General features: G+C 41.9%; 16 protein-coding genes. 11 read left to right on the forward strand and 5 right to left on the reverse strand.

The features are described 5' to 3' along the window. The first annotated feature begins 100 nt into the window (after positions 1-100). Entirely contained in the window at positions 101-1,189 is a 1,089-nt protein-coding gene (locus tag ACWATR_RS10400) for a T3SS effector HopA1 family protein (RefSeq protein ID WP_460332019.1), read from the forward strand. 269 nt (positions 1,190-1,458) lie between these two features. On the opposite strand, the gene xth is transcribed toward ACWATR_RS10400, so the two are convergent. Beyond that, positions 1,459-2,241 carry an exodeoxyribonuclease III gene (gene xth / locus ACWATR_RS10405; RefSeq protein WP_460332021.1) on the reverse strand — a complete coding sequence of 261 codons (783 nt, stop codon included), beginning with the start codon at positions 2,239-2,241 and terminating at the stop codon, positions 1,459-1,461. Positions 2,242-2,697: 456 nt separating this feature from the next. On the opposite strand from xth, the gene ACWATR_RS10410 reads away from it, so the two are divergent. The 3 genes from ACWATR_RS10410 (at position 2,698) to ACWATR_RS10420 (ending at position 5,136) form a co-directional block, all read left to right on the forward strand. Then, the gene (locus ACWATR_RS10410; RefSeq protein WP_460332023.1) at positions 2,698-3,768 is read left to right on the forward strand and encodes a glycosyltransferase family 4 protein; all 1,071 of its coding nucleotides are present in this window, start codon (positions 2,698-2,700) and stop codon (positions 3,766-3,768) included. 56 nt (positions 3,769-3,824) lie between these two features. Further along, on the forward strand, positions 3,825-4,010 hold the full coding sequence (locus ACWATR_RS10415; RefSeq protein WP_460332025.1) for a hypothetical protein: 186 nt from the start codon (positions 3,825-3,827) through the stop codon (positions 4,008-4,010). A 103-nt stretch (positions 4,011-4,113) separates the two neighbouring features. Then, the gene (locus ACWATR_RS10420) at positions 4,114-5,136 is read left to right on the forward strand and encodes a zinc-dependent alcohol dehydrogenase (RefSeq protein WP_460332027.1); all 1,023 of its coding nucleotides are present in this window, start codon (positions 4,114-4,116) and stop codon (positions 5,134-5,136) included. Between the two features lie 7 nt (positions 5,137-5,143). On the opposite strand, the gene ACWATR_RS10425 is transcribed toward ACWATR_RS10420, so the two are convergent. Together ACWATR_RS10425 and nifJ are read right to left on the reverse strand one after the other, a co-directional pair. Continuing rightward, positions 5,144-6,169 (reverse strand): dihydroorotate dehydrogenase-like protein, encoded by a 1,026-nt coding sequence (locus tag ACWATR_RS10425; RefSeq protein WP_460332029.1) that lies wholly within the window; start codon positions 6,167-6,169, stop codon positions 5,144-5,146. A gap of 99 nt (positions 6,170-6,268) precedes the next feature. Further along, positions 6,269-9,874, reverse strand: coding sequence for a pyruvate:ferredoxin (flavodoxin) oxidoreductase (gene nifJ, locus ACWATR_RS10430; RefSeq protein WP_460332031.1), 3,606 nt, complete (start codon positions 9,872-9,874; stop codon positions 6,269-6,271). Positions 9,875-10,241: 367 nt separating this feature from the next. On the opposite strand from nifJ, the gene ACWATR_RS10435 reads away from it, so the two are divergent. Further along, positions 10,242-10,853 (forward strand): hypothetical protein, encoded by a 612-nt coding sequence (locus ACWATR_RS10435; protein WP_460340327.1) that lies wholly within the window; start codon positions 10,242-10,244, stop codon positions 10,851-10,853. A 95-nt stretch (positions 10,854-10,948) separates the two neighbouring features. Here the strand turns inward: ACWATR_RS10435 and ACWATR_RS10440 are convergent, their stop codons facing one another. Continuing rightward, on the reverse strand, positions 10,949-11,317 hold the full coding sequence (locus ACWATR_RS10440; protein WP_069070526.1) for a Dethiobiotin synthetase: 369 nt from the start codon (positions 11,315-11,317) through the stop codon (positions 10,949-10,951). Positions 11,318-11,526: 209 nt separating this feature from the next. Here ACWATR_RS10440 and ACWATR_RS10445 point away from each other — a divergent pair, with 209 nt between their 5' ends. Next, positions 11,527-11,763 (forward strand): hypothetical protein, encoded by a 237-nt coding sequence (locus ACWATR_RS10445; RefSeq protein WP_460332033.1) that lies wholly within the window; start codon positions 11,527-11,529, stop codon positions 11,761-11,763. 187 nt (positions 11,764-11,950) lie between these two features. Here the strand turns inward: ACWATR_RS10445 and ACWATR_RS10450 are convergent, their stop codons facing one another. After that, on the reverse strand, positions 11,951-12,085 hold the full coding sequence (locus ACWATR_RS10450) for a hypothetical protein (protein ID WP_460332035.1): 135 nt from the start codon (positions 12,083-12,085) through the stop codon (positions 11,951-11,953). Between the two features lie 301 nt (positions 12,086-12,386). Here ACWATR_RS10450 and psaC point away from each other — a divergent pair, with 301 nt between their 5' ends. From psaC to ACWATR_RS10475, 5 genes are all read left to right on the forward strand, one after another. Next, positions 12,387-12,632, forward strand: a complete 246-nt coding sequence (gene psaC / locus ACWATR_RS10455) for a photosystem I iron-sulfur center protein PsaC (RefSeq protein ID WP_012411495.1) — start codon at positions 12,387-12,389, stop codon at positions 12,630-12,632. A 565-nt stretch (positions 12,633-13,197) separates the two neighbouring features. Beyond that, positions 13,198-15,087: a glutamine--fructose-6-phosphate transaminase (isomerizing) gene (glmS, locus tag ACWATR_RS10460; protein ID WP_460332039.1), complete on the forward strand. Its 1,890-nt coding sequence runs from the start codon at positions 13,198-13,200 to the stop codon at positions 15,085-15,087. Between the two features lie 171 nt (positions 15,088-15,258). After that, positions 15,259-16,731 (forward strand): glycolate oxidase subunit GlcD, encoded by a 1,473-nt coding sequence (gene glcD, locus ACWATR_RS10465; RefSeq protein WP_460332041.1) that lies wholly within the window; start codon positions 15,259-15,261, stop codon positions 16,729-16,731. A 629-nt stretch (positions 16,732-17,360) separates the two neighbouring features. Beyond that, the gene (locus ACWATR_RS10470) at positions 17,361-18,599 is read left to right on the forward strand and encodes a glycoside hydrolase family 10 protein (RefSeq protein ID WP_460332043.1); all 1,239 of its coding nucleotides are present in this window, start codon (positions 17,361-17,363) and stop codon (positions 18,597-18,599) included. Next, positions 18,599-19,159: a hypothetical protein gene (locus ACWATR_RS10475; protein ID WP_460332045.1), complete on the forward strand. Its 561-nt coding sequence runs from the start codon at positions 18,599-18,601 to the stop codon at positions 19,157-19,159. The genes ACWATR_RS10470 and ACWATR_RS10475 overlap by 1 nt, the downstream gene beginning before the upstream one ends. The last annotated feature ends 324 nt before the right edge of the window (positions 19,160-19,483 follow it).

Raw genomic sequence — 19,483 nt, forward strand, 5'->3', positions numbered from 1 at the left:
CAATAGGTAGCAGAACAATGTAAAAAGAACACCAAATTCTGAATTCTTTATTCTGACTCCTGAATTCTATTTTTTTAAAGTTTCAGTTCTGAATGGATTAATGCTAAATTCCTCTATCAATCAACCGCTAAATTCTCTATTTGATATTGCTAAGAATATCCAGATTGAGTCAAATTTTTGTATTTACCATCCAAATTATCAACCCTTTGCTCTACCGACTAAAATAGCCGACAGATTTCAGCAAAATTCCGTAGATTTACAACAGAAGTATCTGACTTTACTACTACGAAATTTTCTCTATGGAATCTATTACAATGGCTCTCTGCAAACTACTTTAGCAGTTAATACTGATAGTACTAATCACCCATCAAAGGATAATTTAGCAGATAATTCCATTTTGGAAATTGATTGGGACTTTTACGAGCAGCTGCACGCCAGTAATCACGGCATAGGTTATTTTGACCCTAGATGGCAGGTGTTGCGGAAAGAACCTGATGGGACTATGGCGGTGACTAAAGGCGGTTTAACACTTTATGTTGAGCCAGATTGCCATCTAGAATCCAGTAAGAAATCTACCAAAGTGGGAGATATGGTAGCAATCTGGATGCCCAAAAATCGACTGCAAAACGGTTGTTACTTAGCAGTTAGCAATGTCGGACAGGAACAGCAAAGTAACCCCGATGTTGATTTAGGAGCAGGGCGAATCTACTTTAACTTTACGCCATCAGGTGCGATCGCTCTGATGCAGAGCTTGACACTGCAATTGAACGCAGCCTCGATTCCCTTTAGCTTTCAAGTTCTCCACAATCCCTGTGCATACGGACGTTATGATTCGGGGCTACTCTATTTTGAACTCCCCGACTATCCAGCAATTCGTACAATTCTTCAGGCTGTTTATATAGAAAATCAATCCCATTTCCAGCCCGAAATTCCTTTGTTTACTAAATTTTTAGCCCCAGGCTTAGGTTTAGCTGAAGAACCAACCCAAAAATTTGCCGCACAGGAAAGTTTTGGGATGAACCGTTGTCAAATCGTCGCTAATGCTTTGTTGGAAGCTTGGCAAAAAGGTAAGAATGCGATGGAAGAACGGATGAGGACGATTGACCAACACTTTGCGCGGCATCTAATAGATTTACAACGTCCTTATCTCAATCCCTGTTCTGAAGATATATATAAGCCATTAAATTGATGGGATTGGGGATTGGGGATTGGAGATTGGGGATTGGGGACTGGGGACTAGAAGACCGATGCAGTATTCAGGGTTATGACGAAAAATTCGGGTTTCTTTTAGACGCAAGAAGGAACTTGTGCTTGAAATGACCTAAAAATCTGGTTGTCGAATCTCGTGTTTTATATATTACTGAATTGTTGTTCTAGGGACTAGGAAGAATAATAATCCCCAGTCCCCAGTCCCCAGTCCCCAGCCCCCATTCCCCAGTCCCCATTCCCCAATCCCATTCAAAATTCCACAATTACCGGCGTATGGTCGCTGGGTTGGGTTAATTTTCTGGGTGCGACATCGATGATGCAACTTTTAGCACGCTCATACAAGATAGGTGTGAGATAGTGATGGTCAATTCGCCAACCTAAGTTGCGACGGAAAGCGGCAGCGCGATAATCCCACCAGCTATAATTTCCGCCTTCTGTGGTGAATTTGCGAAAAGCATCGGCAAATCCCAGTTTCAGAATATCCCGTAAAGCTTGGCGCTCTGCTTCTGTTGCCATAATGTGATTTTCTGTACTCACTTGCTCGTGAATATCCTTGTCTTCTAAGGCAATGTTGAAGTCTCCGCACACACAAATTGCGGGGTGTGACAGCACGAGCAATCGCAAATACTCATGTAGCGCTGTCAACCAGCGCATTTTGTATTCGTATTTCTCAGTTCCTACTGCTGCACCATTGGGAACATATAAGTTCACAATCCGAATACCATCAATTACACCTGTAATCACTCGCTTTTGCTCGTCCCATTCGTGGTGTAAATCTGGCAAAACCGCCCTAAACCCGCTACTTACATTTAAAAGTGGCTGGCGGCTAATTATGGCTACGCCATTATAGGATTTTTGTCCTGATATATAAAGGTTATAGCCTAATTCCTCAAAAGGCGATCGCGGAAATTCAGCATCCATAACCTTGGTTTCTTGCAAGCAGAGAACATCAACAGGATTCAGGGTTAACCAATCGATAACCTGTTCAAGGCGAGTGCGAATTGAGTTGACGTTCCAAGTAGCGATTTTCATTAGTTAGTTATCAGAATTTTTGTAAATTACTAATTACAAATTATGTAATTATTGTACAATTAGTTAATATTTATAATTACTATTTCATTTCCTAATTGCCCTTCAACACAGTTTTAATTATTTGCTCCTATTGAACATTTTAGTATTGTCAGCTACAAAATATTCAATTTTGTAAGTTCTGCTACAAAATATTTTACTGCATTATGATCCCCAAGACAGATGCAACAAGTAATAGATTAGCTATAGGTTAGAAGTATAGGTCAGGATTGACTTTCACCAATAGTCCGTTAGATTTGTCGGTAGAAAGTTTGCGGTACGGTTAACTATTATTGCGCTTTTGCTAGCCTGTTAGGTTAATTTAAATGTCAAAATAGTAAGTACAAATGCTCTTTCCTTATAAAATAATGATGTAGCTCATTATTGAGGATAATTTCATAGACTGAACCAAAAAAACGTATGAAAATCGCTCAAGTTGCCCCCTTATGGGAAAGGGTTCCACCTCCTAATTATGGAGGAATAGAACTGGTAGTGAGTCGCTTAACTGATGAACTTGTTCGTCGCGGTCACGAGGTAACTTTATTTGCCTCTGGCGATTCTCAAACTTTGGCTAATTTACAAGCAGTTTACCCGCGTGCATTGCGCTTAGACCCAAATGTGAAAGAGTATGCAGTGTACGAAATGCTAGAACTGAGCCAAGTTTACCAACGTGCTGCCCAATTCGATATTATCCATTCTCATGTAGGGATTTCGGCACTACCTTTAGCGAATTTGATAACAGCAACTTCTACAGTCCATACGCTGCATAATAATTTTACAACTGACAACCGTTACGCATTTAGCTACCACCAAAAGCAACCTTATGTCAGTATTAGTAACTCGCAGCGTCAAATCGATCTTAATTATATTGACACGGTTTATAACGGAATTGAGCTAGCAGATTACTCATTCGTAGCCCAACCGTCAGAACCTTCATATTTGGCATTTTTAGGTCGTTTTTCACCAGAGAAAGGGCCGCAACATGCGATCGCCATTGCTAAACAGAGTGGTTGGCGCTTGAAGATGGCAGGAAAGGTTGATGTTAAAGACTCTGAGTTTTTTGAACAAGAGATTGCCCCCTACATAGATGGTCAGCAAATCGAATATTTAGGCGAAATTACCCACGCCGAAAAAACTGAACTTCTGGGCAATGCTGCCATAACTCTTTTCCCCATTAATTGGCAAGAACCTTTTGGCTTAGTAATGATTGAATCAATGGCAACTGGGACACCAGTGATTGCCATGAATTTCGGTTCCGTACCTGAAGTGATTGCTCACGGCAAAACAGGTTTTATCTGCAAAAGCTATGCAGAAATGGCAGCAATGATTCCACCAGCTTTGGAACTCAATCGTCAAACCTGTCGAAAATATGTGGAAAATAACTTTAGCGTTAGCCAAATGGTTAACGGATATGAAGCTGTTTACAGACAAATTATTAAAGACCGCATAGAATCGAATGGCCGCATTCATGCAGCTAACATCCAGTTTTAATAACTGCTTTTTTTACTGAGTTTAAAACAACAACTTTTTTTAGGAGGACATTGGTTATGAGTACGAGAGCCAACACCTGCCCATGCTGCGGTGGTTCCCTCCTGCGTCATGCCCGTCATGGTGAAGTATATTGGTTTTGCCTGTCGTGCCGACAAGAAGTACCGCTATTAACTGTTATTCGCTTGCCTAATGTGGAAACCCGGAACACTGGAGTGGTTCCCCAGCCAGCGGTGAATACTTAGTTTTTCAATAAAACCTACTAAAAATCAATACTGATTTAGTTTAGACCTATGAATTAGCTGCAACTGGTAAAATCGGATGTAGCTAATTGATAGGTTTAAAGTTTTGTTAGCAGCCTTACTTTATGGGCAAGAAGATTTACGCCTAGAGGAAGTTGCTGACCCCACTCCGGCGGCTGGCGAAGTTGTAATCCAAGTGGGGGCAGCAACAACTTGTGGAACAGATTTGAAAGTCTGGCGGCGTGGTGGTCATGCCAAAATGTTGAAACTACCAACGCTGTTCGGTCACGAAGCTGCTGGGCGAATTGTTGCCTTGGGTGCAGGGGTGACAAATTGGCAAGTAGGCGATCGCATTGTCGCTAATAATTCTGCTCCATGCATGAAGTGCTTTTTTTGTCAACGCCAAGAATATTCTTTATGTCCAAATTTGACCTGGAATAATGGTACCTTTGCCCAATACCTGAAAATTCCTGCACCGATAGTAGAGCATAATTTGTTGCGGATTCCCGATGAATTGCCGTGGGAATTGGCAGCTATGACGGAACCTTTAGCTTGTGTATTGCATGGTGTAGCGCGTTCTCATATTAAGCCCAAAGATAAAGTAGTCGTCTTAGGAGATGGGGCGATCGGACTAATGTTTGTGGCGGCGTTGAGTGAGAAAGCTGAGGTTTTACTGTGGGGAGGTAATAACCACAGGTTAGAAATTGGTCAGAAATTGGGTGCAGCCCAGACTTTTAATTATCATCAAATCCCGGATATTTCCAGTGTGGTGAAAGAAATTACCCAAGGATGGGGCGCAGATGTGGTGATTGAAGCCACTGGTGTACCAAGTGTTTGGGAAACTGCGATCGCCTGCGCTCGTCCTGGTGCAACAGTCAACTTATTCGGTGGATGTCCACGGGATACAAGCATTACTGTGAATACAGAACAGCTACACTATAGCGAACTTACCATCAAAGGCGTGTTTCATAATACACCAGAGTATGTGCGATCAGCCCTTGCACTTATAGCTAGTCGCAAAATTCCCTTTGAGTTACTTATTAGCGAACAGCGACCATTAAAAGATTTAGAACAGGTGTTTTGTGATATGAAAGCGCGAAAGGTGATTAAGGTAGCGATCCTCCCATAGATATTGACTAATTCTCCATTTTTGCAATAGTGGCTCTCCATTCAGGTTTATAGCTGGTCAGCGATCGCATATACTGAACACGTTCAAAAGCACTAGGGTCTGGACAATGCTTTTGACTCATACTCCCTTGCATTTGTTGTACTGATTCGTATTCGTGTTTTTGCATCCATTCGCATATTTCCTCCTCAATGACTCGAATGTGGTTAATCCCATGTCGTAACAGTACTGAGCAAAGCATCGTAATTTTTGCCCCAGCCATGAGCATCTTTAACACATCCTCTCCCCTGTGAATACCACTAGTTGCAGCCAAATCCGCACGAATGCGACCATAGAGAATTGCAATCCAGCGCAACGGTAATCGCATTGATTGCGGTGTACTTAATAGCACATTGGGTTCAACTTCCAGGAGATTAAGATTAATATCTGGCTGGTAAAAGCGGTTAAATAATACCAAAGCATCAGCACCCGCTTCATCCAAACGTTTTGCTATATTTGCTGTATTAGTGAAGTATGGACTGAGTTTGACTGCTACAGGGATAGTTATTACTGCTTTGACTGCACGAAGAATATCAATATCAGTCTGCTCAATTTCATGACTCGTAAGTTCCATATCGGTAGGAACGTAGTAAATATTTAACTCTAGTGCGTCTGCTCCTGCTTGCTGAATTTGTTTGGCATAGTTTGTCCATCCACCAACAGATGAGCCATTGAGACTGGCAATAATTGGAATGCTCACCTTCTGCTTGGCTTTGTGGATATGCTCTAAATAAGCTTCTGGCCCTACTCGAAAGTTGATTAAATCAGGGAAGTAAGTTAAGGCTTCAGAAAAACTTTCAGTACCTTGGGTGAGGTGATGATGGAGTTCATAACGTTCCAGAAGCAACTGTTCCTCAAACAGCGAATGCATCACCACTGCTGCTGCACCTGTGTCTTCCATGCGCTGGATGTTGTCAATGTCCTCAGATAGAGGGGATGCAGAGGGAACAAGAGGCGATCGCAATTTCATCCCCATATAAGTTGTAGTAAGATCCATAACAACCTCATATCATTTAGGGTTTTATATTTTGGATTTCTTGATCAAATCCAAGTCAAGTTTTTATAAAAAAGCAAACAATTATGAATTACTAATTATTTAACGTGCCGCCAAATATTGATATATTTGCCAACGGGTTTTTACATCTGCTTGAGCTTCTTTAAGTAAATGCTGTGCTGTTTCTTGGTTACTCTTAGTTAACATTTTGAAGCGGTTTTCTAGATACATATATTGCTCTAGTGGTAATTTTGGTGTGCGTGAATCAAGTTGTAGTGGGTTTTCTCCCTGCTTAATACGCTCTGGATTAAATCGATATAGTAACCATTGACCTGAATCGACGGCAGCTTTTTGATTTTGCATTGCCGTACTCATGTTGATTCCGTGGGCAATACAATGACTGTAGGCAATAATTAATGATGGGCCTTGATAAGCTTCAGCTTCTAAGAATGCCTTAAGAGTATGTTCATCCCGTGCGCCCATTGCTACACTAGCAATATAAACATTGCCGTAAGTCATTGCCATTAAACCCAAGTCTTTTTTAGGTGCAACTTTCCCCCCAGACGCAAATTTAGCTACAGCGGCTTTGGGGGTGGCTTTGGACATTTGTCCACCTGTATTGGAATAAACTTCAGTATCAAGAATCAGAATATTAACGTTGTATCCACTGGCTAGGACATGATCTAGTCCTCCAAAACCGATATCATAACCCCAGCCATCACCACCAATAATCCAGACGCTCTTTTTTACTAAATAATCAGCAATCGATTTTAGATTTTGGATTTTAGATTTTAGATTAGGGTTTAATTCCGCAGTCAATATTTGATCTAACTTCTGTTTTAACAGCGCTACTTTTTCTCGCTGTTCCCAAATATCAGCTTCATCTTTTTGTTCAGCATTGAGAATACTATTTGCCAGTTCTTCACCCACATTTGTTGTCAGTTGTTTGAGTAATTCAACGGCGAATTCTGCTTGTTTGTCAATGGAAATGCGAAAACCAAGTCCAAATTCGGCATTATCTTCAAATAACGAATTTGACCAAGCTGGGCCGCGTCCTTCGGTATTGTGCGTCCAAGGGGTAGTGGGTAAATTCCCGCCATAGATAGAAGAACAACCAGTGGCGTTGGCAACAATCATGCGATCGCCAAACAGCTGCGTTGCTAACTTAATATAAGGTGTCTCGCCACAACCAGCACAAGCCCCAGAAAATTCAAACAACGGTTCTTGCATCTGCTGTTGATTAATATGAGTAAGTTTCAGATGGCTTCTATCTGGATTAGGAATATTCAAAAAGAAATCCCAATTTTCCCGTTCTTGTTCCCGTAATGGCAGTTGCGGTTCCATGTTAATGGCTTTGCGGCGTAGTTCTGATTTATTCTTCGCCGGACAAACATCTACGCAAATACCACAACCAGTACAATCTTCTGCTGCCACTTGGATAGTATATTTTAAGCCTTGCCAATCGTGGTCTTTAGCACTAGCACTTTTAAATGTCGGTGGTGCATTTTCTAACTGCTGCGGTTCGTAAACCTTACTACGGATGACACTGTGAGGACACACCATAACGCACTTCCCACACTGAATGCAGACATCTGTATCCCAAACAGGTATTTCTTGAGCAATGTTACGCTTTTCCCATTTCGCCGTCCCAGTGGGATAAGTGCCATCTGCTGGTAAAGCACTAACTGGTAATTCATCTCCTTGACGAGTAATTATCTTACCTATGACATCACGGACAAAAGCAGGTGCATTGTCAGGGATTGAAGATTGGTTTTCTTTTTCGTTCCCTATTTTCCCTTCCCTATTCCCCACTTCATACAAATTTTCTAATGTGGTATCTACTGCTTTGAGGTTCATCTGCACAATTTCGTCGCCTTTCTTGCCGTAAGTCTTGCAGATGGACTTTTTGATTTCTGCAATGGCTTCTTCTCGTGGTAATACACCGGATAAGGCGAAGAAACAAACCTGCATTACTGTGTTAATTCTGCCAGCCATACCTGCTTGACGAGCGACTTTATAGGCATTAATTACATAAAATTTCAGACGTTTTTGAATAATTTGTTCTTGTACTGATGTCGGCAGATGATCCCAAACTTCATCTTTTTCATAAGGAGAATTAACTAAGAATGTACCGTCTGATATGATGTCTTTCAGGATCGGAAATTTTTCGATAAATTCCCATTGGTGACAGGCGACAAAGTTAGCTTTGCTAATTAAATAGGTCGAGCGAATTAATTGTGAACCAAAACGTAGATGGGAAACTGTGACAGAACCTGATTTCTTGGAATCGTAGACAAAATAGCCTTGAGCGTAATTGTTGGTTTCTTCTCCAATGATTTTAATTGAGTTTTTATTAGCGCTTACTGTACCATCTGCACCCAAACCATAAAAAATCGCTCTTACTGTGTTATCTAGTTCGATACTAAAGTCGGGGTCATAATTCAAGCTGGTGTGGGTGACATTATCGTTAATGCCGATAGTAAAATGATTTTTTGGTTCAGCCGCAGCAAGATTATCAAAGACAGCTTTAATCATCGCTGGTGTGAATTCTTTAGAAGATAAACCGTAGCGACCACCAATAATTTTGGGCAGAGTGGTAGGGGGGCGGAGGGGCATGGGAGAATCTAACCCTAATTTCTCCCCTGCTCCCCATGCTTCATAAATGGCATTTACCACGTCTAAATAGAGGGGTTCACCAGATGCGCCTGGTTCTTTGGTGCGGTCTAAAACTGCGATGCTACGAATAGTTTTTGGTAAGGCGGCGACAAATCGCGTAGCATCATAAGGGCGATATAGTCGTACTTTCAAAACGCCCACTTTCTCACCACAGGCGTTGAGTGAATCTACTGTTTCATGAACAGCCTCACAACCAGAACCCATCAGCACAATAACTCGTTCGGCTGCTGGGTCACCGTGGTATTCAAATAGTTGGTACTGTCGCCCAGTCATCGCAGCAAATTCATCCATGACTTTCTGGGTGATGTCTGGACAAGCTAAATAGTAAGGATTGACAGTTTCCCTGGCTTGGAAGTAAACATCAGGGTTTTGTGTTGTACCGCGCAAAACTGGTTTATCGGGGGTGAGGGCGCGTGACCGATGGGCGAATACTAATTCATCGGGAATAAATTCTCGCAAGTCATCTTCTACTAACAGTTCAAGTTTGTTAATTTCGTGGGAGGTGCGAAAGCCATCAAAAAAGTGCAGAAACGGTAACCGTGATTCTAAGGTTGCCCGTGTTGCTATCAAAGCAAAATCTTGTGCTTCTTGCACTGATGCAGAACAAAACATAGCAAAACCAGTGCCACGCGCTGCCATAACATCGCTGTGGTCGCCAAAAATAGAGAGGGCTTGGGCGGCTAGCGATCGCGCGGCAATATGAAAAACTGTAGGTGTTAATTCCCCAGCAATTTTGTACATATTGGGGATCATTAACAATAATCCCTGCGATGCTGTAAATGTGGTTGTCAGTGAACCGGTTTGTAAAGCACCATGTACAGCACCAGCCACACCTCCTTCACTCTGCATCTGTACCACCGAGGGAACAGTACCCCAAATGTTGCGTTTTCCTTCATTAGCCCAAGCATCTGACCACTCAGCCATTGGTGAGGAAGGTGTAATTGGGTAGATCGCAATAACTTCATTCAGTCGATAAACGATTTGGGCAACAGTTTCATTGCCGTCTATGGTTGCAAAGCTTCTCTTGTTCATCTTCAAAGCACCTGGTCTTCAAGGGCTAGCAATGACTAGTACCGCAAGGCGGAATTAAAAATTAAAAATTAAAAATTAAAAATGAAGACAGCGTAAGGGTTTTGTTGATTGGGAATGGGTGGTTTATTTCCGCCGTGCTGTACTAGGCTGAATCTACTTTTGACATTAGGAGAAGAAGTTGAGAAACTTGTGAAGAACTAAAATCGAGCTTTTTTAGACTTGTGTGTACACTGTAGTTTTTGCAAAGAGAGAAGATTTGGCTTTGCGGGGTTATCGCTGTGACTAATTGAAATAATATTGCTGAAAAACGGGAAGACTATGGTTATTCCCTAATAGGGAAATTTTCATGAAAATCCCGAACAGCAAAATGCTCAAAAAATCTCTCCTTAACTGTTTGATTTTGCCTTTATCTTTAGTGCCTTGGCTGTGCGTGGGAACGCTAATTGATTCCCAAGCTAATGCTTTACCAGGGCAAAGTACAGAAGAAGTAGGCACCTGGATTAAAGCACATCCCACTCTCCGCCCCAGGAGTGGAGAGCTATTATTTGTACAAAAGAGTGATACTGCTGCCCAACGATTCACTTTTCAGGCGTCGGTATTGCCTCCTGGTAGGGTGGAGTTTTCCAAAGACCGAGGCAGAATTCGCTCTGAACGCATTGCTATGTATGATGCTATTAACGGCATGACATTTGAGCGCCTTCAAGAATCCTTGCGGGTAATTTATGGCTTAGAAATTTATCAAGACTACGATCGCGCCCAAGTCGTGTATCAATATCCCAACCAAAAGGTAGTTAACTCAGCGCGTCTAGCCAGAACTCCGATTCGGGAAGCCTTGAAGGGAGAATTACGAGTAGGCGATCGCTATGTATATTGGGTAGAAATTGCCCAACCCAAGACTGGCAAAGCTTTTACTGGTCAAATGACGGTTTTGCTTAAAACTGACCTAGACAAATTAGAAAAGGAACTGCAAATTCGTTAATGGGTATTGGGTATTGGGCATTGGGCATTGGTTATTCCCCTTATCTCCCTCATCTCCCTCTATCCCTTCTCGTTGAAAGATTACTGAATTTGTGTCTACAACTTCCCCAACTCCATCTGAGCTAGGGTTTGCCATGTACCCGAAAAGATACTTTCAGATGCTAAGGAAATGCGTAGCAAATCTTCTTTCAGAAGTGGCGGCCAATCAACCCCGGCTTTACGCCCTGCGCCAAATAGCTGTTGCGCCTTAATACTTAACTGATAAAGGGCCAAAGCCAGTTCTCGGTCTAGGCTCTTTGCATCTTTGAGGGCTTCAAACACCACTTTCAATGCTAACAAAATCGAAGTGATCTGACCGGGTACCGGTGGTTTCCCCTGTTTCATACGCGTTAACAGCGCATCTGGGTTTTCCTCGGTTGTGATTGTCTGATCTATGAGGAGTTTCCGAGCTGTTTCGTAATTCATGTAGCCAGTTTAGCGTACATTTTACTTCAGCAGGAATACTTAATTAAAAAGTCATAGAATTGGCTTCTAGTTATTTCTAGCAATCTCTTATGATTTGTGAAAAGATAAGCGTGGGGAAAATGATCGGGAATTTGCGATGCTCTAGGTTAACCAGATAGACTGAATATAATATCTTTGAAAAATACACCTTGCTAGGAATCAACAACAAAATGATATCGTCAAATTTACTAGAAATTGAGCGTTCCATCCTTGCCTTGTCTGTGGAAGAACAGCTTTGGCTGTTAGAAAGTATTGCTAGACAAATCCGAGAAACTGAGTATATAAAAGATAAATTGCCTGATGCTAAGAATCCAGAAGAACAACTGGAAGTGATGCCTTGTGAGCCAAAAATTCAAACAGAAATCCCCCTTATAAATGATGAATTTGCAATTTCGGAAATACTCTGAACTGTAGGAGTAAAATTTATGAGATTGCCAGACTTGAACAGTCAAATATACAAGTTATCTGTGAGCATTCCCTTACAATTGCTGACTGCGATCGCTCAAAAACATAGCTGCGATCGCAGTCTTTAAATTGATCGTTTACATAGAAAAAGCAGTGTTAAGCAGTAATAGTCATAACCTTCTATGTCACCTAGATAGCCAAATTTTTTCTTTTTACACGGAGAATTAGCGATCGCACAATCAGATTATTACCCATAAAATTAATTTGGCACTTTCGATTAACAGTTAACATTTCGTTATAGATTGGCTCTATTTGACGGTACATAGTTACCAATCAATAAGTAGCATAGATAACTTTCTCATCTAGTTTTGTAAATTGACTTTTGTTTCATCTGTCTTTACTATTCAACCCCGTCATGGTATACCGCTGGGATAAATACGCTCCTGTGATGTTGCTGATTAATAAGTCAATGGGACAATCGCGCAAAAACAAATATCAAGGGTGCTTATTACATTGTTTGAAGTTATGTAGCCTTTTGATTACGGCCTATCAACCACTGCGGTAGACTATGCGTTGATTATGATTCTTTCGCAGAGAAGAACACTCGAAAGGAGCCGTTTTTTCAATGTCTCATACCGTAAAAATCTACGACACCTGCATTGGCTGCACCCAATGCGTCCGCGCTTGCCCTACTGATGTACTTGAGATGGTTCCTTGGGATGGCTGTAAAGCTGCTCAAATTGCCTCTTCACCCCGTACAGAAGACTGCGTGGGCTGTAAGCGCTGCGAAACCGCTTGTCCCACCGACTTTTTGAGCATCCGGGTTTACCTGGGCGCTGAAACAACTCGCAGTATGGGTCTAGCCTACTAAAAAGCTGAGTGCTGAGTGCTGAGTGCCGAGTGTTGAAACAGAAAGAAGTAAATCAAAAAAACAATTTCTTGATTCTTCACTCGGAACTCGGAACTCGGAACTCAAGACTTTGAAGCTTCTCAATAGCAAGCAACTTTAGCATCGTAGAGTGGACACTGCCCGCTTTACGAAATTGTAATTTTAGATTGGGGATAAAATCTCTGGGTATCTAAATCCTAGAAGCCGTATTTGTACTGTCAAGTCAGAAGGCAGGAGGCAGGAGGCAGAAGGAGGAAAAAGCCACGCCACTTGCGGGTGGGGCTTAAACCTTACCCCCAAAAAATGTTAATCGCCCACAAGGGGCGGGGCTTGAACCCAAGCATTTTTCTTTCCCTCTGCCCTCTGCCCTCTGCCCTCTGCCTTTCTTCGTCAAACGCTGACGGTGAATCCGCTATCAAAGCCCAAAATCCATAACAATACCTAGTGGTAGAGGGAGTAAATTACTCCCTTTTTTCTTTGCAAAACGTCAAGTTTGTGGTAAACACTATACTGGATTTAATCATCCTGAAAAAAAGTGGTGTGAACAATGTGCGGAATTGTTGGATATATAGGCACTCAAGCGGCGACAGACATTTTACTGGCTGGGCTGGAAAAACTAGAGTACAGGGGCTACGATTCTGCTGGAATTGCCACTATTTGGGAAGGTGAGGTAACTTGTGTACGGGCAAAAGGTAAACTTCATAACCTGCGTTCTAAACTGGAACAAATAGAAACTCCTGCCCAAATTGGTATTGGTCATACACGCTGGGCAACTCATGGTAAACCAGAAGAGTACAACGCCCATCCCCATTTGGATACGGCAAAGCGAGTGGCGGTAGTCCAAAATGGCATTATCGAAAACTATCGTGAGTTACGCGAGGAACTCAAAGCAAAAGGACACGAATTTCGTTCTGAAACCGATACCGAAGTCATTCCCCATCTCATCGCCGAATTTTTAAAGAATCTTCCTCCCTCATCTCCCTCATCTGCCTCATCTCCCTTCCTAGAAGCAATTCGCCAAGCCGTTAACCACTTGCGCGGGGCGTTTGCACTTGCAGTTATTTCTGCTGACTTCCCTGATGAATTGATTGTTGTGCGCCAACAAGCACCTTTGGTAATTGGTTTTGGCCAAGGGGAATTCTTTTGTGCATCTGACACGCCAGCGATCGTTTCCTACACACGTGCGGTGCTACCTCTGGAAAATGGCGAAATTGCCCGCCTCACACCTTTGGGCGTTGAGATTTACAATTTTGCTGGCGACAGGTTGAAAAAACAACCCAGGCTACTCAACTTCAATCCTGCAATGGTTGAAAAGCAGGGCTTCAAACACTTCATGCTCAAAGAAATTCATGAGCAACCAGGGGTAGTAAGAGCTAGTTTAGAAGCATACTTTAATCCAGGCAAATCTATCGAATCCCCAATTAATCTTGGTTTACCGACGGATTTATATACCGATTTAGAACAAATTCAGATTCTTGCCTGTGGTACTAGTTGGCACGCAGCATTAATCGGAAAATATTTAATCGAACAATTAGCAGGAATTTCAACTCAGGTACATTACGCTTCTGAATATCGCTATGCACCATCACCTTTGACGGCGAACACGCTGATTATTGGTGTTACCCAATCAGGTGAAACCGCTGATACTTTAGCAGCTTTGGCAATGGAAAAAGAACGTCGCCAGGGGAAAGAATCTAAATATCAAGCGCGACTACTAGGCATTACCAATCGCCCCGAAAGCAGTCTTGGTGATATGGTACCGCATGTCATTAGTACCCTAGCAGGAATTGAAATTGGGGTAGCGGCGACAAAAACTTTTACTGCCCAACTGATGGCGTTTTATGCTTTGGCATTGGATTTAGCAGCTCGTCGTCAGACAGTTTCCAAAGACACATTAGAGAAAATTATTAACGGGTTGCGGCAGATTCCCAAAGAAATTGAAGCAAATTTGGAAAGTCAGGAACGTTTAACCGAACAGCTAGCCCACGAATTCGCCGAAACCCAAGATTTCATTTTTATAGGTAGGGGGATTAACTTCCCGATTGCTTTGGAAGGGGCATTGAAATTAAAAGAAATTAGCTATATTCACGCCGAAGGGTATCCAGCTGGAGAAATGAAACATGGCCCAATCGCACTTTTAGATGCGAAAGTACCAGTAGTTGCGATCGCAATACCTGGTAGTGTTTATGAAAAAGTAATTTCCAATGCCCAAGAAGCCAAAGCTAGAGATTCTCGGTTAATTGGTGTGACTCCAGTTAAAGATGGCGAAGCTGCGGAAATCTTTAACGATCTTCTTCCCGTATCTCATGTAGAAGAATTACTTTCTCCGATTCTGGCAGTAGTTCCTTTGCAATTATTGGCTTATCATATTGCCGCCCGTCGCGGTTTGGATGTCGATCAGCCAAGAAATTTGGCCAAGTCGGTAACAGTAGAATAGTATAATTTTACACTTAATCCTTAATGGTAAAATGGCTTTTGAAGAAGTGCGATCGCTTGCAGAAGCCATTTTTAATTATTACTCTTGCAATTCACACCCATCCACTGAAAAATTTGCAGTTCCAAAAAAGCCTGCAATACTCCATACATCTACCTTAAATTTGAAAAACCTATGCTTACTCAAGATAAAAAACAACGCAACTGGAAACCCATTATCAAAGCATTTGAGGCTGTCCTTGGTAAAAATGGTGTGGTGCAACGCCGAGAAGAACTCATTACCTATGAATGCGATGGTTTAACTGGTTATCGCCAACGTCCCGCTGTGGTGGTGTTACCCAGAACTACAGAACAAGTTGCCCAAGTTGTGAAGGTATGCAATCAATATTCTATACCCTTCATCGCCCGCGGTTCTGGTACTGGTCTATCTGGTGGCGCTTTACCTGTTGAAAATTCTGTTTTAATTGTTACCTCATTAATGCGGCAAATCCTCAGCATTGATTTGGAAAATCAACGCACAGTTGTACAACCAGGAGTGATTAATAGTTGGGTGACACAAGCCGTCAATGGTGCTGGTTTTTACTATGCTCCTGACCCCTCAAGTCAAATTATCTGCTCTATTGGGGGCAACATTGCCGAAAATTCTGGTGGCGTACATTGTCTCAAATATGGTGTCACCACTAACCACGTTTTGGGATTAAAAATTGTCACCCCGTCAGGAGAAATTATCGATTTAGGCGGACAAATTCCAGAAATGCCTGGTTATGATTTAACAGGTGTTTTTGTTGGTTCTGAAGGCACTTTAGGAATTGCTACGGAAATTACTTTGCGAATTCTCAAAAGTGCAGAATCAATTTGTGTGCTATTAGCAGATTTTACTAGTATTGAAGCTGCCGGGGCAACTGTTTCTGACATCATCAGCGCCGGAATTATTCCTGGTGGTATGGAAATGATGGATAACTTTAGTATCAATGCAGTTGAAGATGTTGTTGCAACTAATTGTTATCCCCGCGATGCTACTGCCATTCTACTCATAGAAATTGATGGTTTAGAAGTGGAAGTTGTAGGGAATAAACAGCGAGTTATCGAAATTTGTAAAAAAAATGGTGCTCGTAATGTCACTTCTGCGACTGACCCAGAAACCAGATTGAAATTATGGAAAGGACGCAAAGCTGCTTTTGCTGCCGCTGGACATTTAAGCCCAGATTATTATGTCCAAGATGGTGTAATTCCTCGGACTCAATTGCCTTATGTTCTGCATGAGATTGAGACATTAAGTCAACAATATGGTTATCGCGTTGCTAATGTATTTCATGCTGGTGATGGCAATCTTCATCCGCTAATTCTTTATGATAATTCTGTGCCTGGAGCATTAGAACAAGTAGAAGAAATGGGTGGGAAAATTCTTAAGCTTTGTGTCCAAGTTGGTGGTAGTATTTCTGGAGAACATGGCATTGGTGCAGAGAAAAAGTGCTATATGCCACAGATGTTTAGCCCAGTTGATTTAGAAACTATGCAATGGGTGCGGCAAGTTTTTAATCCCAAAGGGTTAGCAAATCCTGAAAAGATATTTCCCACACCACGCACTTGTGGTGAAGCAGCAAATGCATCATCTATCAAACAATTTGAAGGTGTGGAAAGATTTTAAGAAGAAAGAAGTCAGGAGCGGATCTGGAGACTGCAAAAGCTCCTTGTGGGGTGGGCATCTTACCATTGTTGTAAACTTAAGCTAAAACCCTATTCAAATCTCGTTTTCAGCCTATGGCTGGAAATGCGGCTCCTGGTGGCTCTGCCGCCAGGAAGGGAGGCGGAGCCTCAACGACGAGCATTCCCAGTCGGAGACTGGGAACGAGGCAATCTAAAAGCTATTTATAGACTTGCTTTGACGTTAAGTTGACACCAATGACACCCATCCCCCAAGAAATTTGGGATGTTTTTTTATTTGAAAGTCCCTAAAAAGGGTGAGTTTAATTCGGCTCCCCTTTTTTAGTGTGCTTAGGGGTATCTAAAAGTGCCTAAAGTCACAAAAAAACACTTTTAAAAAAACTTCTAAGAGTTAGGAATTAGGAGTTATCATGTTTGGGAATAGTTAAGTATATTCATGAACAAAATTGGCTCCGTATTATTGAAATTATTCTGAATTCTGTTAGCGATAGCGGGGCGTTTAGCCCATTCTGACTCCTGAATTCTTAATCATGATTCCTTTACATTATCCGGAGGATTATAACTTTATTTTGTAGTTATATATATTCCGATCGCACTAGGTCACGCTTACAAATGAATCGGGTTGCTCGCCGTTGTATTTCTTACTTTCTATGTTGGGGATTAGTAGTCACTTTAACAGTTTTTTCATTCTCTTCACAGCCAGGTTATTCCCAAAAAACAATTCCTTTAACTACAGAAATTCGCGGTGTTTGGCTCACTAATGTTGCTAGTGGTGTACTATTTATTCCTTGGGGTATTAACCGTGCTATAAATCAATTGTCGGCTCTTAATTTTAATACAATTTATCCTGTAGTTTGGAACCGAGGACATACTTTTTATAAAAGTGCTGTAGCTAAAATGACTACAGGCTCGGAAACTCAACCTTTGCTCAATTTCATGCACGGGGGACAGGATGTTTTAGCAAAGATAGTAACACTTGCTAAAAATAAAAATTTGAGAGTCATTCCCTGGTTTGAATACGGGTTTATGACGCCGCATTATTCACAATTAGCAAGGCGTTATCCTGACTGGTTGACAATTGGGCAAGAAGGTATAAATTCTATCCAAAATGCTCCACCAGAAGAAATCGACAATATTTTAGTAACTAAGCTGGCTTGGTTGAATCCTTTACATCCACAAGTGCAAGAGTTTATTCAAGAGCTAATTTTAGAAGTAGTCAGAGATTATGATGTGGATGGTATTCAGCTTGACGATCATTTTGGGATGCCTGTACAGTTTGGCTACGATCGCTTCACTATAGAACTCTACCAGCAAGAACACCAAGGCAAAAGTCCCCCCGGTGATCCTTTTAACTCAAAATGGATGCGTTGGCGAGCAGATAAAATTACGGATTTTATGGCAGAAATTTATCAAGCTGTCAAGGCGATTAAGCCTAAAGTTAAAATATCTTTGTCTCCCAATCCTCAAGCTTTTGCCTACAAATACTATTTACAAGATTGGGAAAATTGGGTAAAAAAAGGTTTGGTTGATGAGTTAATTTTACAGGTATATCGAAATGATAAAAAGTCTTTTATCGCTCAACTCGAACAACCACCTGTGAAATTGGCTCAAAGTCTAATTTCTGTAGGAATTGGGATATCAACGGGAACAGTGCGTAGTCCGGTGAAAATCGCACAAGTGAGAGAACAGGTTCAGGTAGTGCGCGATCGCAATTTTGATGGTATCTCCTTTTTTTACTGGGAGAGTCTTTGGGGTTACATCGCACCAGAATCACCCCAACAACGACGCAAAGCTTTTTTTGAGATGTTTAATGCTAAAACTATCAGACTATTACCACCAAAGAAACTTTGATGCCATTTGCGCCTGGAAATACTAGATTTGGCTTTGCATTGCTGTGGACTTTAGCTACTTTTGGCGGTTTTGTATTGAGTTTACTCTTAATTGAAGTCGGCGAAAAACCTGATATTGGACTGGTAGAGGCTGCTATCGGTGGATTTGCGATCGCACTTCCTCAAGGCTGTCTTCTGAAACAACCTATATTTTGTATCAGGTGGATTTGGTCAAGTCTTTTGGGTTGGAGTATTATCACCGCTATCGGTATTGGTGCTGTAGGTTGGATTGTACCTAGCACTCAAATTCTCCCTCAGAGAATCCTATCTGGGGCCATTTATGGTGCGCTTGGCGGCTTCGGAATTGGATTGGCTCAATGGTTGGCAATTCCCCAGTATCAGGCGTGGCGATGGATATTAGTCTGTTCGGCAAGTTGGGCTGTTGCTATCCCTGTAGGTTCTACTATCGGGATGCTTTTGCACCACTGGACGCAGTTATTCTTCGGCGAAGTCATAGGATTAGCCATCACTTGGCTGCTGGTTGGTATCCTCACAGGAATCAATGCTCACAAATTGCGATGACTGCGGCGGGCTACGCCTACGTAAGCTCCTCTACTCTCTTTATTAAGAATAATAAATTTAATTCACCATACTGATACTTGCACTTAGATATATGCAAGAATCGTTAAAAACCGTTAAAAATTCAGTTTTAGGAAGTTTGCCCTAACCTGCAAATGTATTTTCGCCTTCAAAAAGCAGGATTTGTTAAGCTGACTCCTACTTAGCTTTCCTAGATTTCTGACAAGAAGTAGAGAAAGATCCAAATTTCGATGAGCAACGGCTGACAATACTTTGCTATAGGCGCTAAAGTGCATCTACTACAAGCTTAACGATCAGAGAGCGCCT

The sequence above is a fragment of the Nostoc sp. UIC 10890 genome, assembly GCF_054786515.1.

Bases quoted from the DNA above. Each gene is read 5' to 3' on its own strand.
- ACWATR_RS10410 (WP_460332023.1), top strand. From the start codon at position 2,698: ATGAAAATCGCTCAAGTTGCCCCCTTATGGGAAAGGGTTCCACCTCCT.
- xth (WP_460332021.1), bottom strand. From the start codon at position 2,241: ATGAAAATCGCTACTTGGAACGTCAACTCAATTCGCACTCGCCTTGAA.
- ACWATR_RS10435 (WP_460340327.1), top strand. From the start codon at position 10,242: ATGCTCAAAAAATCTCTCCTTAACTGTTTGATTTTGCCTTTATCTTTA.
- ACWATR_RS10475 (WP_460332045.1), top strand. From the start codon at position 18,599: ATGCCATTTGCGCCTGGAAATACTAGATTTGGCTTTGCATTGCTGTGG.
- ACWATR_RS10470 (WP_460332043.1), top strand. From the start codon at position 17,361: ATGAATCGGGTTGCTCGCCGTTGTATTTCTTACTTTCTATGTTGGGGA.
- ACWATR_RS10425 (WP_460332029.1), bottom strand. From the start codon at position 6,169: ATGGATCTTACTACAACTTATATGGGGATGAAATTGCGATCGCCTCTT.
- ACWATR_RS10400 (WP_460332019.1), top strand. From the start codon at position 101: ATGCTAAATTCCTCTATCAATCAACCGCTAAATTCTCTATTTGATATT.
- ACWATR_RS10415 (WP_460332025.1), top strand. From the start codon at position 3,825: ATGAGTACGAGAGCCAACACCTGCCCATGCTGCGGTGGTTCCCTCCTG.
- glmS (WP_460332039.1), top strand. From the start codon at position 13,198: ATGTGCGGAATTGTTGGATATATAGGCACTCAAGCGGCGACAGACATT.
- glcD (WP_460332041.1), top strand. From the start codon at position 15,259: ATGCTTACTCAAGATAAAAAACAACGCAACTGGAAACCCATTATCAAA.
- ACWATR_RS10440 (WP_069070526.1), bottom strand. From the start codon at position 11,317: ATGAATTACGAAACAGCTCGGAAACTCCTCATAGATCAGACAATCACA.
- ACWATR_RS10445 (WP_460332033.1), top strand. From the start codon at position 11,527: ATGATATCGTCAAATTTACTAGAAATTGAGCGTTCCATCCTTGCCTTG.
- psaC (WP_012411495.1), top strand. From the start codon at position 12,387: ATGTCTCATACCGTAAAAATCTACGACACCTGCATTGGCTGCACCCAA.
- nifJ (WP_460332031.1), bottom strand. From the start codon at position 9,874: ATGAACAAGAGAAGCTTTGCAACCATAGACGGCAATGAAACTGTTGCC.
- ACWATR_RS10450 (WP_460332035.1), bottom strand. From the start codon at position 12,085: ATGTACCGTCAAATAGAGCCAATCTATAACGAAATGTTAACTGTTAAT.